9 protein-coding genes are annotated in these 15989 nt (G+C 56.5%); all 9 read right to left on the reverse strand.

Features of this window, described 5'->3' with window-relative positions; genetic code table 11:
• Positions 1–30 precede the first annotated feature (30 nt).
• A complete protein-coding gene (locus AOY24_RS08995; protein ID WP_042998542.1) occupies positions 31–1524 on the reverse strand; it encodes a pitrilysin family protein in 1494 nt (497 codons plus the stop codon).
• Between the two features lie 222 nt (positions 1525–1746).
• On the reverse strand, positions 1747–3033 hold the full coding sequence (dctA, locus tag AOY24_RS09000) for a C4-dicarboxylate transporter DctC (RefSeq protein ID WP_042323143.1): 1287 nt from the start codon (positions 3031–3033) through the stop codon (positions 1747–1749).
• 175 nt (positions 3034–3208) lie between these two features.
• The gene (gene hmsP, locus AOY24_RS09005) at positions 3209–5197 is read right to left on the reverse strand and encodes a biofilm formation regulator HmsP (protein ID WP_072011089.1); all 1989 of its coding nucleotides are present in this window, start codon (positions 5195–5197) and stop codon (positions 3209–3211) included.
• A 92-nt stretch (positions 5198–5289) separates the two neighbouring features.
• On the reverse strand, positions 5290–8787 hold the full coding sequence (gene bcsC / locus AOY24_RS09010; RefSeq protein ID WP_044267254.1) for a cellulose synthase complex outer membrane protein BcsC: 3498 nt from the start codon (positions 8785–8787) through the stop codon (positions 5290–5292).
• Positions 8769–9875, reverse strand: a complete 1107-nt coding sequence (gene bcsZ / locus AOY24_RS09015) for a cellulose synthase complex periplasmic endoglucanase BcsZ (RefSeq protein ID WP_044267251.1) — start codon at positions 9873–9875, stop codon at positions 8769–8771. Before bcsZ ends, bcsC begins: the two co-directional genes overlap by 19 nt.
• 6 nt (positions 9876–9881) lie before the next feature.
• Positions 9882–12239, reverse strand: coding sequence for a cellulose biosynthesis cyclic di-GMP-binding regulatory protein BcsB (gene bcsB, locus AOY24_RS09020; protein ID WP_054176509.1), 2358 nt, complete (start codon positions 12237–12239; stop codon positions 9882–9884).
• A 10-nt stretch (positions 12240–12249) separates the two neighbouring features.
• Positions 12250–14871, reverse strand: coding sequence for a UDP-forming cellulose synthase catalytic subunit (gene bcsA / locus AOY24_RS09025; RefSeq protein ID WP_044267246.1), 2622 nt, complete (start codon positions 14869–14871; stop codon positions 12250–12252).
• A complete protein-coding gene (gene bcsQ / locus AOY24_RS09030) occupies positions 14868–15620 on the reverse strand; it encodes a cellulose biosynthesis protein BcsQ (protein ID WP_044267245.1) in 753 nt (250 codons plus the stop codon). Before bcsQ ends, bcsA begins: the two co-directional genes overlap by 4 nt.
• Positions 15621–15631: 11 nt before the next feature.
• Positions 15632–15820 (reverse strand): cellulose biosynthesis protein BcsR, encoded by a 189-nt coding sequence (gene bcsR, locus AOY24_RS09035; protein ID WP_042323607.1) that lies wholly within the window; start codon positions 15818–15820, stop codon positions 15632–15634.
• Positions 15821–15989 lie beyond the last annotated feature (169 nt).

Raw genomic sequence — 15989 nt, forward strand, 5'->3', positions numbered from 1 at the left:
ATAAGCGCAGCACCATCAGGCAATCCACCCCTACCGTGCAGCCGGAATATCTGTCACTTCCGGATGCGCATCGTCCGTTTCTGCCGGTGTCGCCGCGGCAGTCACCGGCGCCATGATTTGATCCCACGTCGCCTGCAACTCTTTCATGTTGAATTCCGGTTCGCCTTTCGGCTGTAGCAGAATCAGCGCCATATCCTGCGACAACTGCTGACGCAGATCCTGATTCAACATCTCAACGGTCAGGCTGTTCAGGAAGTCCTGACGCAAACGCTGGTACTGTTCAGGCGCGATATCTACGACCTGATTTTGCAGCGAGCGCAGACGCTGACTGATGAGAATATCGGTATCGGTACGAGCGTAGGTCGCAAACAGTTTCTGCAGCTCCAGATTCTTTTGCGCCACCAGGGCGTTGAACTCTTCTTCCGGCAGGCCGTTATCACGTACCTTCGCCAGTTCACGCGCCACGGTGCTCAGATTGGCGGAAATCTTGTCGTTTGGCGATTCGATGTTGATTGCGCACTGCGCGCGCAGGAACAGCACGCGGCAGTCAAAGCCGAGGCCGATATCTTTCGCGTTGTTCTTACTCAGCGCCTGCTGGACGTGCCAGAACAGCGCCTCACGCGCTAAATCCGCGCGCCAGTAGCGCAACAGCGCGGCAGACTCGCGAATCGGCTGCCACGGCGTATCCCACATGACAGAGAGACGATCCTGGCGCACCGCGTCGGTCATAATGCTCACCGCCTCCGCACGCAACGGCGAGAGCGTCGGCACCGGCGCAGGGGTTTCACGTTTCCCTTTCAGTTCACCAAAGGTTTTGTTGATTTGCTCGGCCACCGACCGCGCATCAACGTTGCCGACAACAATCAGCGTCATCGCGTCTGGGGTGTACCACTTCTGGTAGAACTCATGCACTTTCTCCGCGTCCACCGGCATTTTTACCGGCTCGGCAGGATCGTGACCCAACAGCGCCGACCCTTTCAGACGATAGCGCCACCAGCCGTCTTTCGTATCGACGGGCAGCGTGGTGACCATGTCTTCTGTGTTTAGCGCATGATTGACGACGTCGGGGGTGATCGTCAGTTTGCCCATCGTGTTCGCCAGATAGTTCAGCGACTCTTTCAGCAGGTCGCTGCGGTTATTGGGCAGGCTGAGATTGTACTGTGTGGAGTCGTAAGAGACGGTGACGGGCGGCATCGGACGTTTAGGGTCAAAACCCTGCTGCCACAGTGAACGTGCCTGCGCGGCATCAAGGCCGCCACTTTGGGTTAACGCAATACGGGGAATAAGATGACTGAAACCACTCTGTTGAGTACTTTCGGCGAGCGAACCGGTATTTACCTGCAGGCGGACCTCGATACGGTCGCTGGGGCGCTGCGGGGTGGCTAACACTTGCCACTGTAAACCATTCGCCAGCGTCCCCTGTTGCCATGCTGGGTCAGGCTGGAGCGCATCTGCCTGCACATAGCCAGCAGTGGCCATCATCAGCAAACCGCCCGCTAAAAGTCGAATTTTTGTGCCCTGCATGTGAACCCCTGATCAACAATCCTGGTAATAAAAAGACAACCCCAGTTGGGCTTGTCTGAATATGACGTTAAAAACACTTCGTGTTAGACCGCAAGAACATGAAAATGTCACGGAAGAAGTGAAATAAACCCGATACCTCCATGTTGAAGGATTCGGGCCCAGGGGTCAATTATGCGCAGGAGCCCGCAGCCCCACAAGGGACTGCGGTCATAAGTATCGAAATTAAGAGGATATTTCGTGCGTTTTGCCTTCAGGTGCACGATTATTCAGCACATCATCAAGCTTCTTGTGGTCCAGTTCCTTCACCCACTTCGCGACCACGACCGTTGCCACGCCGTTACCGACCAGGTTGGTCAGCGCACGGGCTTCAGACATGAAACGGTCGATACCGAGGATAAGCGCCAGACCGGCCACCGGCAGATGGCCAACCGCAGAGATAGTGGCCGCCAGCACGATAAAGCCACTTCCGGTCACGCCCGCCGCCCCTTTCGAGGAGAGCAGCAGTACCACCAGCAGCGTAATCTGATGGAAGATATCCATATGACTGTTGGTGGCCTGGGCGATAAACACCGCCGCCATCGTCAGGTATATCGAGGTTCCATCAAGGTTAAACGAATAGCCGGTGGGAATCACCAGCCCCACAACCGACTTGCGACAGCCAAGCTTTTCCATCTTGTCGAGCATACGCGGTAACGCAGACTCGGAAGAGGACGTTCCCAACACGATCAGCAGTTCTTCACGAATATAGCGGATAAACTTAAAGATGCTGAAGCCTGTTGCACGGGCGATCGAACCCAGCACAACAACCACAAACAGGATACAGGTGATGTAGAAGCAAACAATCAGTTGCCCCAACTGCACCAGCGTACCCACGCCATATTTACCGATGGTAAACGCCATCGCCCCGAACGCCCCGATTGGCGCCAGACGCATGATCATGTTGATGATGCCGAAAATGACCTGCGAGAAGCTTTCAATGACGTTGAAAATCAGTTGGCCTTTGCTGCCCAGACGATGCAGGGCAAACCCAAACATCACCGCAAACAGCAGAACCTGCAAGATGTTACCGCTGGCAAAGGCGCCAATGACGCTGCCCGGGATAATATCCATCAGGAAGCCTACGATTCCCTGGTCTTTTGCCTGTTCGGCGTAAATCGCTACCGCTTTTGCATCCAGCGTTGCCGGATCAACGTTCATCCCGGCACCGGGCTGCACCACGTTAACGATGATGAGACCAATGATCAGCGCAATCGTACTGACAATCTCAAAGTAAAGCAGCGCAACTGCACCTGTACGGCCCACCGCTTTCATACTTTCCATGCCTGCAATGCCAGTCACGACAGTACAGAAGATAACCGGTGCGATGACCATCTTGATCAGCTTAACGAACGCGTCGCCAAGCGGTTTCATTTGTGCGCCTAATTCAGGGTAGTAATGGCCAAGGAGAATACCAATGGCAATTGCTGTCAGGACCTGAAAGTAGAGGCTTTTAAACAGAGAGATTTTCATAGGGTGTCCTTGAAGTAAAAACCACAGGTCTTATAAGGTTTTGGTTAACCTGCGGCCTTAAAATAACACCCAGACAACATCACAGAAATGCACCAGGATCATAATTGAAACAAAAATGTTAAAAACCTTGAGCTGGCTCGCACAAGCCGGACCTTTTTAAAGTATTGTAATCACATCAATTGTGCTTTAGATAACGTTCTTCGAAGGTTTCAGCGGGTACCGCACGGGCATAAAGGAAGCCCTGAGCGATTTCAACCCCCGCCTGCGCCAGCCATTCACGCTGCGCTTCGGTCTCGACGCCTTCCGCCACCATCTGCAAATTCAGACTGCGCGCCAGCAGGATAATCGCCGAGACCATGCTGTTATCTTCCGGCAGGCCATCGACAAACATTTTGTCGATTTTCAGCACGTCGATGGGCAGGGATTTCATGTGCTGGAGCTGGCGCAGTCCCGCGTAGCCCATGCCAAAATCGTCCAGCGCGATACGCACGCCGGCGTTACGCAACGGACGCAGTATCGCCACGGCGGCATGCGGGTCGTCGATCCGCCGACTCTCCGTCACTTCCAGAATGAGCGTACCCGGCTGGATACGATAACGATTTAACAGTTCCAGCATGTCTGACACCATATTCGGGTGCATCAACTGGAGTGCTGACAGATTGACCGACAGCGGCAGCGTGATCCCCCGTTCCTGCCAGGCTGCGAGCTGACGACAAGACTCTTCCAACACCCAGTGGCCCACGGTGACCATCAGGCCGCAGGACTCAATCCGCTCAATCAACCCTTCCGGCAATTCCCAGCTCCCGTCCGGCTGCTGCATACGCAGCAACGCTTCGGCGCTGACCACGTTGCCGCTGCTCATCTCCACCTGAGGCTGCAACCAGAGGGCAAAGCGGTGATTGTCCAGCGCGGTGAGAATATCGCTCTCCTCGGTCAGCCGTTTCTGGGCGATTGCCATCTGCTCAGGATCGAAGAACTGAATCTGATTTTTGCCCTTGCGCCGGGCGGTAAACGCTGCGGATACCGCGCGCCCGTAGAGCTGTTCGGCGCTGAGATCGCCGTAATACATCGCCACGCCAATGCAGCAGCTTGGGCGAAGTTGGATCCCCTGCACCGGCAATCGCTCATTGATGATAGTGAGTACTTGCTGACCTAATGTGATCGCGTGCCACGGCTCTTTGACGCCGTGGGCGATAATGGCAAAATCGTAACCGCTGATCTGCGCGAGCACCATTCTCGGTGACAGCACCGATTTCAGTTTCTCCACCAGCGTCAGCAGCAGAATTTCCCGCTGCGCCTCTTTCAGCACGCCCGCCGTATCGCGCAGCGTTTCGCAGGTGACAATCATCAGCGCCGTGGTGTGCTGACGCGACACGACCTGCTCGAGCAGCCCCATCAGGAACGCTTTGTTCGGCAGGTCAGAGACCGGAAAACGCATCGCGTTATCCGTCTGCTCTTCGCTGTGGCGCTGGACCAGTTGTTGATTGAGGTTGTAGCTGCGCACCAGCAGACCAATCTCATCGTCATGATGCAGACGCGGCAACGCCAGCTGATGTCCAATCAAATCCTGTTGCGGAATGTTATTCAGCTCGCGGGCAATTTTGCGCAGCGGGTGCAGAATCAGGCGATTCACGCACCAGCTAATGGCGACTGTTAGCATCAGGGATAAAAGTAAGTAAATGGTCACTAACGTAGACAGCGTGCTCATCACAAACTTATACATGCGGAATGAGTCGGCCTGGAGCACCAGATATGCCAGCGGTTGCGGATTTGCAGGACGTTCAAGTGAATAGACAGGCAGCGAGATCTGCACCGGCAGTTCGAAGAGTCGGGTTATCATGACCGGAACGGGCCGTTCAGGGATAAAGCTCATACGCAGCGCCTGAAACTGATTCGGTAGCACCACATCGGCCCGTTGCACCACCCCCGCTGGTTTGATACTGGCAAGAATCGCTTCGGCTCCGGGAATATCGGCTTTTAAAATTGAGGCAGACAGCGGTTCACGTACCGAACGGGCAATACTTTCCAGTTGCGTCGCCGTGTTGTAGCGGTTCTGCTGCACCAGATGAAACAGCAAAACGGTACAAAACAGAAACACAAACACCATGACAACGGCAGCCACCATTGCCATCTGCTTAATTGTTAACGAGCGACTGACGCGCAATATTGTCTCCCCCGGATATCCCAGATTGCCGCCCGAGTATACCCGATCGCGGCGGCATTGAGAGAGGCTGTGTCTGAAAAGGATTTTTCTGATTACCAGTCCGCGTAAGGCACCAGCGGCTGCGGCGGTAAATCCATATCGCCCTGCCAGCCTGCGGCGGAATAACGAACATACAGCAGTAAATGGCTAGGCGCGTAGTCTTTTGCCTGTTGAATATCCACCGCGGTCCCGACAAACCAGTTCGAGGTCACCCGACGCTCAATCAGCGCCCGCGCGGTATAACCAAAGCCCTGGCTGCTTCCACCACCGTTAGTTTGGTCGATGGCTTCCTGGTGGTAATCCGACGGAATCAGATTCAACAACGGATAACGCGGCATGGTTTTGGTGCGCGAATGCGACCAGGAAACCGAACCGCCCAGTTCCCAGGACCAGTTTTCCGTCCGCTGACGCCACATTACCGGCACCGCGAAGGACAGGTATTCCTGCGGACTGTAGTAGCCACCGTGGCCCAGCGAATAACCGCTCAGGTCTTTGTCGTAGTGCCAGATCATATTGTTCAGACCTACGGTGACACGGCGATTATTCTCGTTGATGATCTTGTAGTAGTAACCCGTCATCCACCGGACGCGCCAGTTATCCTCGACATTTTTCCCGGTTAACCGATCGGCGCCGAGTGAAGCCCAGACGCCGTTGGCTTCACCTTTGTCGTAGCTGAGGCTAATCCCGCCGCCATCGGCACGAACGCCACCCCATTTTTTACCGGTGTTGACGTCGTTGCTGTCACCGTTGTGGCTCTGCGCATCTTTCTGTCCGCCAAAGGCCAGCAGCGAACTGGAAATCGGACGGCGGTGCGCGTTCAGGGTATAACCCAACGGCCCAATGTCATTGCTGTAACTGACGCCGCCGACCACATCGACAACGTTGAAGCCCATCGGCGTGGTGCCGATATCCCAACTCCAGGTGTCATTCTTCCAGCCAACGGCGACGCTCGCCCCCGTGTCCGACTGGCTGCGACTGCCGCTACAGTCTTCCAGCGTACAGGTGCCCCAGTTATTCTTGTAGCGACCATTGTCATCAGTCGAGAAGCTACCTGCATTCATGTTGACCAGATCGGTACGGAAGAACATACGACCGTCCGAATACGGCGCATCCACATGCAACATAGTGGTATGCGCTTTTAGATCAGAATAGCCGCCGGTACCGCTCGATCCCCAGTAGTCATGCTCCAGCGTGACGTTCAGATCCTGTTGACGATACAAATCCGCCGCATCGCTGCGCACGCCACGCTTCAGCCAGTCATCTTTTTCATCGTTACGGGTCAGACGGGTAAAGGTGTCATTATCCTGCGGACGCGTTGGCGTAATACCGGACGCCACCATCGCATCTTTGTACGTATCCAGCGCCTGTTGCGGCTCGCCGCTCTGCGCCTGGAAATGCGCGGCGTCACGCAGCACCATTGCGCTTTCCATTGATGGCGGCTGCGCTTTGGCCTGCGGAATCAACGTATTGAAGGTCTGTTGTGCCGCAGCGGTATCGCCAAGCTGCATTTGTGCCAGTGCGATTCGCCGCTGCATGTTGATTGACGGCGTCTGCGTTGCGGGCAGTTTTGCCAGTTGCGCTCGCGCGGCAGGCTTGTCGCCCTGGGCGATGTACACTTCCGTCAGCCCCAGCATCGCATCGACGTTATCCGGTTCGCGCGCCAGCACGGCGTCGTATGAACCTCGCGCCGCATTGTATTCCCCGCGCTGCTGCGCCCAGTCGGCCAGCGTTAAATCGAGACGGGTGGAGGCAGGCTGTTGGCGTAACAGCGCTTCAGCCTCGGCTTCCCGGCCGCTGTCGCGCAGACGATTCGCCGTTTCCAGCACCTGGTTGCTTTGCAGGCGATCGGCCAGTTCCTGAATGTTACTGTTCCACTGACTGCGCGGCAGGCTGTTGATATGCGCCAACGCCGCCCGATCCTGATCATTGCCGGACAGGTACAGCCCATACGCATACACCTGTTCCGGATCGTTGGGTTTCTGACGCGCCAGCGCGCTCATCTGCGCATCAGCCTGACTACGCTGCCCGGCCTGCCATAGATCGCGTGACAGACGATAGGTTATCCAGACGCTCCCCGGATCCAGCGCCAGTCGGCGGCGTTGCAGTTCCGCGGCCTGTGCCCAGTTGCCCTGGTTCTCCAGCGTTTCGGCCTGCTGCGCCAGACGATCGTTTTCCAGTCCGCGTTCAATATCATCAATGCTGCGACGCTGGCTGGCAGAGAGCGTGGCAATAAACGCGGAAGCTTTCTCCGGCGACTGCGCGCGATAGAGGTTTGCCAGACCGCGTACGGCATTGGTATTGCCGCTGTCCATGCGCAGCGTCTGCTGGTAATAGCGCTCGGCAGTCGGATAATCTTTCCGCGACATTGCTGCATCGCCCAGCCCCAGTACCGCATAGCTGTCGGTATTGTCGATGTTTCTGGCCTGTTGATAGAGACGTTCAGCCTGGTCAATATTGTTGGCTTTGAGCGCGGCATCGCCCTGTTGAATCGCCAGCCAGTAACTGTTCACTTTCAGCAGGCTTTCCCACTTGCTGCGACTCCCGCTCTGCGGATCCATCGCCAGCGCTTTCTTAAACTGCGCAACGGCGCTGGCGCGATCGCCTCGCTGAGAGTAGGCCTGCCCCAGTGCACCCACGGCTTCGCTGTCGTTTTGGTTGGCTCTCACCGCCTGCTGTAATTCTGAAACCGCCCGTCCGCCCTGGCCTGCGTCGACTGCCGCCAGCCCCTGCGCACGCGCGCGGAATGTCGGATCGGAAAGCTGTTTTTGCTGTTCGCTAAGCTTACTGCGTGCCGCAGCCACGCTGTCCCCCTCACTGAATACCGTGAGGTATTTTTGCAGTGCCTTCACGCTGGCATCGCTGACCGGCAGATCTTTGATCTGGGTGTACCAGATCGTGGACGCGGCATTCCGCCCGGTGTTGGATTTCGCCATCTGCTCCAGAACCACAAAGCCTTCGGCCGGGCGATCGTTATCAAACAACAGCTGTGCCAGCGTATTTTGCAATGTGTTATTGCCCGGACTGCGGGCGTTAATCGCCTTGAGCTGATTAATCGCCTGATTGCGGCGGGCCGGAATTTTTGCCACCGCGCTCCAGTACTCCACTTCCAGGTCGCCTTCCGGCGGGTTGCCCTTGAATAACTTATCATAGGCGGCAACCGCCTCTTCGGCATGCCCGGTTGTCGCCTGTAGACGCGCTTGCTGTAACGACTGACGCCCATCCGGCGTCGCTAACAGCATGGTGGTTTGCGACGATTTATAGGCATTAGAGCCCGGCGCTAACTGAGAAAGTCGATCAAGCTGTTTCTGCGCGCCGTCGTTATCGCCCTGACGCAGCAGGTAACGAAAGCGAGCGGCAATGACGTCAGGATTATTCGGGTCCATCAGTTCGAGGCGATAGAGCGACTGGCGCACCAGATCTTCACGGTGCGTTGCTTCTCCCAGCCGCACCTGCTCCAGCAACTGCTGTTGCGCCGACGGCGCGGCGTCGGCAAAGGGCATCAGGGCAATGCCGAGTGAAACCCCGAGTAAACTTAATTTGAACTTGCGCATTCCTGGCCCCAGTCAGGTAGTAACTCACCTTTGGCGGTGAAGCGATAACGATGCTGATCCCACCCTTGTCCGAAGAGGGTTAGCACGTAGCTGTAATAGGCATCGCTGCCGGGGAAATGGTCTGTTACGCGCTGTCGCTGCACCGCTTGTGCGTCGCGGTTTTGCAGGAAAGGCAGTAAGGCCGCAGAAAAGCCTACCGGGCCATTGCCCTGCGCTTTGCCGCTGGCGACGTCCACTTTCTCCGGCGGGAGACCGTTTTTAGTTGTCAGGGTTGCCATCGGTTTGAATTTTGCCAGCAGCCGTGCTTTCTGCGGGTCGCCGTCATGCATCATGCCCACCCACAGATAGACGCGAATCGCGTCGTAACTGCTGATCAGCGTTTTCTCTGCCTTCAGTTGCCAGCCTTTGTTTTTCTCGTAACGAACCCAGTCCGGTGAGAAACCTTTCGGCGCCGTTTCTGACAGCAGTCGCTGGTTGGTTTCACGCAGAGTGGACCATGGTGCACCGAAACGGGTGAAATACTGCGCCAGCTGCGGTGGCAGATAGCTCGGATTAAAGCGCCAGGTGTTGGCGTCGGCAAAACCAATCTTGCCTGGTAACAGCATGGAGCCCAGCCCCGGCACCGTCACCACTTCTTCGCTGGCAATGCGTTTCAACAAGGCTTTGCCGATCTCGGTATAGCGCGGTTCTTTCCACAAGCGTCCCGCCTCCAGCAGCGACCACGCGATCCAGATATCACCGTCAGAAGCAGAGTTGCTATCCAGCACCGCCCAGGTGGAGGGATCTTTCTGCCCCCACAGCCAGGCGGGCAGATGATCTTTTAGTGAACCTTGTGCCAGATTATTCTCTGTCCATGCCAGCAGCGTATCAAAAGCCTGGCGATCGTTAGCGGCGAGGGCAAAGAACATCGCATAGCTTTGCCCTTCCGAGGTGGTGATTTTGCGTGCGTCGCTGGGATCAATCACCCGCCCTTCCTGACTGATGTAATCCTTTTTAAAGTGATCCCACTCAGGCCAGGTACAGGCCGCCTGTACACTCAGCGCGGCCAGCATTAACACCATGACTATCCCACTTCGCAACGCGTTCATTATTTATCACTCATGATCCGGATCGAGACGGCGGCGACTGATGATGCGCAGCAGACGCCACAGCACCCAGGCCAGTAATACCACACTGATCGCCGCCAGCACCGCTAACAGCACCGGATGGTTAGCCAGCGCGTACCACAGACGTTCAAACCACGGCAGGTGACCCACATAGTAGATCTCGCCGACGCGTAAACTGCTCACGCCAGATTCACGGATCACCGAGACGGAACCAAACATCGCCGCCCGTTTGCCGCTGTCATTGATGGCCTGGTTCAGCAACTCATAGCCGCGCGGACTATCCGCCAGCAGCGCCACCACGCTACGCTGATCGTGAAACGGCGACTGGAAGCCGACGACCGCTGCCATCGGTCCACTCGACGTTACCGTCGCCTGCGCATCCGCTTTGCGATCGGCTTCATCCGGCATGATGCTCGGGAACGTCGTCTGGCGCATTGGGGTTTTCACCCAGCTTTCTGCCGCCTGAACCAGCAGGTCGATACGCTTGTCGTCTTTCAGTTTGTCCGGGATCGAGCCGATAATCAGGATGTCCGCATCTTTGCCCTGAATCTGGCTGCTGTCATCGGTGATAGTCAGGTTAATCGCCGGGAAGCCGGTTTGCGCGCCAATAGTGCCTGTCGCGTCGAGCAGTGTTTCCATCTGCGCTTCGTTCGGCGTTTTCGGCATCACGGTGAGGGTTTCCGACAGATCCGCCATGCGGCTGAACGGGAAGCCCGCGTTCGCAAACGCGCGCAGATCCGGCATCGCTATGAAGTGGTAGTACTTCGAGAAGTCGATGGTGGAGTCGTCGCCAATCACCACATGGTTCGGCACCGGCTGGAAGGTAATACAGTTTTCAACCGAGCCGCCCGGCATCGGGTTCATGTACTCGAAGTTAAACCGCAACTGGTTCATCGCGCCCAGCTTCAGCGCCGGAATGGCGACATCCGTTTTCCCGTCCAGCAGTCCTTGCAACACCGGCAGACGCAGCAACAGACGATTGCTCTTCTCATTGCTGGTCAGACTAAAGGCTTGCAGGAACTGGTTATTCAGACTGATATCCATGCGCGAACTGTCTTTGGTCGGCGGCGTGGTGTAACGGTAATTGAGATTCATATCAATACCGGTACTGCGCAGCAGATAGAGATCCGGCGGCAGGTTCAGCGAGACGTTGATCGCGGCAGGTTCCATCCCGGTGGACTGCAACTGCTCTTCATAGGTTTTCAGTTCACCGAAGGTGACCGGGCGATCGGTGCGCACCCAGTTTGGCGCATCGTACGGTTTACGCGGCAGCAGCGGTTTCACCTCGTTGACTTCCACACGGCTCCCGCGGAAGAGAATATTGCCCTGGGCGATCCCTTTCGCGGCCTGCAGCAGATCGTTGTCGTCACGACCGAACACCACCAGCAGTTTCACGTAAGGGTTATCCGGATGGCTGATCATTTCGATCACCGGCGCTTTCACCGGCGGATGTTCACGCAGGAAATCAGGTCGCTTGTCGTTAGTGGCAAAGACGATCGCATTACGATCCGGCAGCGTGTTGTACAGCACCGGGAAGTGCTGGCCTCGCCAGCCCGCCCGGGAACCAAACCAGGACGATACGATCGACGCCGCCTGTTGCAGGGTACGATCCGGCGAGCCGGCAAAGACCATGGGCAGCGTCACCGCGCGGTTGTCGCGTGGATCGAAGAACGGTACCGGGAAGTGCGAGAGATCGTTTTGCACTTCCAGCGTCTGGTAGGTGAGGTCCAGCATGCTGCTGCGACCGACGTCCAGCCACAGCGTACTGCTGGCCGGGTTTTCACAAACCTGCTGATAGTGGCCGACAAACTCCAGCCGCACACGGTTAAAGTCGGTGATAAACAATGGGTTGATCGGCATTTGCGCCAGCGTCTTTTTGCCCAACTGTTCCTGAGTGACCGGCAGCACGCCCATCAGCTCATCGTTCAGATAGACCTTGAGCTGCGACTGTATCGGCAGCAGGGACGGCGACGGGGTGTACTCCAGATTCAGCACGGCTCTGGAGACCACTTCATCGCTACGCATGCCAAATTCAATACTGCCATTAGGGTTCACGCCACGCAGCACCATGCTGCCCGGCGGCGGCGCGATCTGCGCAAACGTCAGTTTCACGTCACGGGATGGGCCATTCTGCGCCACAATCGGCGCATCAGCTCCCTGAACGCCCGGCATCACCTGACCCACCGGCTGATTTTCATCTGCCTGTGCAGGGGCGGCCGCCGCCGGGGCCACGGTTGGCTCAGTGTTTATCAATGGTTGCGTTGCCGGCGTCGCATTCGTCATGAATGAAGGGATTGCGCTCATCCCCATTGCCACTGCACAAATCCAGGAAAGTTTTCTTTTCATCGCGTTATCATCATTGTTGAGCCATAACCTGATCCGGCTGTTGCACCGCCACCTCGTCCTGCTCCGGACGGCGTGGAATGAACGACACAACCCAGGAAACCAGAGAAGTCAGAGACCGGAAAACTATTTTCACGGAAGATGGGGAGAATTCCGCAAGATGGCGATAGCCACGGAAACCCAGCTTCAGAATATCCAACAGGCTTTCCAGCGGCTTATCTTCCGGATAGCTGTCCTGCCAGAGCGCCCATGTATCAGCACGGGCAAACGTACACTGCACAAAATCGATATGCTGTTTGGTGGTCAGCGGCATCAGTTGCAGCCCCACCTGTTCACCCCAAACGCGCGCTACCTGTGTCGGGAAGACATATTCCTGCTGGCCGCGTTTGAGCAGTAAATTCACCTTCTGCCCCTCCAGCACCTGGGCCTGACCGTTGATCTTGATCCCCAGACCGCCGTCGGAGAAATCATGGACGGTGCACGAGAACAGATGTCCGTCCTCACGGGCAATCGCCGCTGGCATAGAAATTTCAACACGGTGTGAGCGGCGAACCTGTTTACTTTCAACCGATACCGCCACCGCGCCGCCGAGGATAATCAGGTTGTAGAACACCCACACCAGGCTGACGATAACAGTCAGCATTTCGTTTTCCGGCCCGTAGAAGTAACGCCAGACGCCGACCGCCACACCGAACAGGTTAAGCAGTACCAGGTAGATGTACGGACGGGAAATCACCCAGTCGACATACTCTTCTTCTACCAGTCCACCCTTTGCAGTGACGTTAAACTTCCCTTTGTGCGGGTTGATCAGCGCCACCAGCGTCGGCGGCGCAATGTACCAGGCCAGCACCGTTTCGTAGATCTCACTCCAGAAGGAGTGGCGGTACTTGCCCTGAATCTTCGAGTTGGTCAGGCTGGCGTGAACCATGTGCGGCAGGACGAACAGCGCAATCATCAGCGCGGGCGCATAGATGATATAGGCATGCAGTAGCAGGAACGCCAGCGGAGCGGTCAGGAAGATCAGCCGTGGAACACCTGACAGGAAGTGGAACATGGCATTGACGTAACATAATCGCTGAGCGAACTTCAGCCCCTTGCCGGTCAACGGGTTATCGAGCCGGAAAATCTGTACCATCCCGCGCGCCCAGCGAATGCGCTGACCGATGTGAGCAGATAAGCTTTCGGTCGCCAGCCCTGCCGCCTGCGGAATGCGCATGTACGCGGAGGTATAACCGCGACGGTGCAGACGCAGCGACGTATGCGCATCCTCAGTCACCGTCTCAACGGCAATACCACCAATTTCATCGAGCGGTTTACGGCGAATCACCGCACAAGAACCGCAGAAGAAGGTGGCATCCCACATGTCATTACCGTCCTGTACCAGACCGTAAAACAGCGTGCCTTCGTTTGGCGTCTTGCGAAAACGCCCGAGGTTACGTTCAAACGGGTCCGGAGAGAAGAAGTGGTGCGGCGTCTGCATCATCGCCAGCTTCTTGTCTTTCAGGAACCAGCCCATCGTCATTTGCAGGAACGAACGCGTCGGCACGTGGTCGCAGTCAAAGATCGAAACGAACTCGCCTTTGGCGTATTTCAGTGCGTTGTTAATGTTCCCGGCTTTGGCGTGCTCATGGGTGGTACGGGCGATATATTTCACCCCCACGGTCTGGGCGAACTGGCGGAACTCTTCACGCCCGCCATCGTCGAGGATCCAGATATTGAGCTTATCTTTCGGCCAGTCGATACCCAGCGACGCGTAAATGGTGTTCTTCACTACGTGCAGATCTTCGTTGTAAGTCGGCACAAAGATATCGACCGACGGCCACTGCGACATATCTTTTGGCAGCGGCACCGGCTGGCGGTTCAGCGGCCAGACGACCTGGAAGTAACCCAGCACCAGCACAATCCACGCATAGGTTTCGGCAAACAGCAGGATCAGCCCGCAGACCAGACTCACCGGATCGTCCCAGTTTAGCGTGGAGGTATAGCGCCACCAGATATAGCGGCACGATACCGTCAGCGACAGCACAATCAGCATCAGCGCGGAGAAGCGCCCCGGCATGCGGCGCACGATCAGCGCAACGCCCCACAGCAGTATCAGGAAGATGAATTGCGCCAGCGGGTTAAACGGCTGGGTCACGCATATCAGCGCCAGAATCAACGAAAAAGTGACAATAATCCCGATGATAAAGCGACGCGCACCAGAGCTCAGGTGACCAAGCTCTTTTTGTTTATCCAGGTGCGTGGTGTTTTGCGTCACGCGTCCCGGTAGCGCATCCATCCACTGGTGATAACGCCCTCTGACGCCTTGCAGACGGGAGAAGGTTTGCCAGCGAGGCTGCGTCGTCTCCTGACGCGGCGAGGTCGCCATCAGCCAGAGGGTCTGAATGGCATAACGGGCAGGATCTAACGGGCGCGGGCGCGCGGCGTTGATATGAGGATAGAGCACTTTACGCTCGGCACGGATACGCTGCCAGCGCGGGTGCTCCAGCGGGATGAAGACCCATGCGAGAATCACCCACAGGCAACCCAGCGCCGCGCTGAAAGGCGACGCGCCATGACGACGATAACCCTGATAGCGCTCGCTTAAGCGGGCGCTGACCGGCGGAATAAGCAACCACCGGGACAGGACACTCATGATGCGCTCCCGACAGGAGTTTTTTGACCTGCGTAATGTAATAAACACCAGTTTGCCAGCGTCAGCACTTCTTCTGCGGCCAGTGAGTCACTGCGGTATTCCCCCAACGGCTGTTTGGCCGCCATGCACTCAGCCATCGCTTCATCGCGGTGAATCACCATCGGCAGCAGACGACGCTGACTCTGTAGCCAGACCTGGTAGAGATCGTCCTGCAACTGGCTGCCAACACGTAAGTCGTTAATTAAAATATGCGCGCCCGCCGGCAGCGATTGCTGATGCAAACGGACATGGCAGTTGGTGTCGGCTTTGACAATCGCCAGCGTGTGGTCGCACTCATTGACCAGTTGTCGGGTTAACGGCGCGGAACCCGGCGGCAGATCCAGTAAAATCCATGAGTAACGCCCACTCTCTTTCAGCGCACGGATGCCCGCCGCGATGCCGCCCAGTCGTTCCAGCCAGCGGTCAGGATATTCCCGCTCCTGCGCCGTCAGTTGACCAAACGGCAGCAAATCAAGCTGCGAGGTATAACGCATCCCGCCTTCCTGCCAGTCACGACCATCAAGTATCGCTCTGGCCCAGCCGTCGCGATGAGAGAAATCGACGTTGAATGACAGGCGCAACAAATTATCGGGGCTGGTATCCACAACCAGAACGTTTTCCCCTAATAATTGCAATGACCAGGCCAGTGCAGCCGCGATCGACGTCGTGCCCACTCCGCCTCGTATGCCCTGAAGTCCCAGAATGGCCATCCACGGCTTCCTTATTGTTGTTGCGCAAATTCAGCCAACAGCGGCCAGCGTTTAATCGCGGCGGCGAGCTGTTCACGCTGGGAAATATCAGTGTAATCAAATTCTGGCAATGAAAAAGCCTGGCTTAATGCCAGGAAGTCGTTTTGAAAGGTATAGCCCAATGTTGAATCAGTTTGCGTGCCGGGTTCGTTGTCAGACATTTTGTTTTATCCCTTTGAATAGACTCGCCATGCTTCAAACATTTTTTCTTTTCGCATTCCGCTTCGTTCTCACCGAAATTCGGCAAGGCCAGATGTTGCTCATTTTCTGTCTTGTTGTTTCGTGAAAATACGCGTCATGGAATCGGAAAGGCCGATGTTACAAGGCTTC

The organism is Citrobacter sp. CtB7.12, from assembly GCF_001297795.1.
Classification (GTDB): domain Bacteria; phylum Pseudomonadota; class Gammaproteobacteria; order Enterobacterales; family Enterobacteriaceae; genus Citrobacter_A; species Citrobacter_A amalonaticus.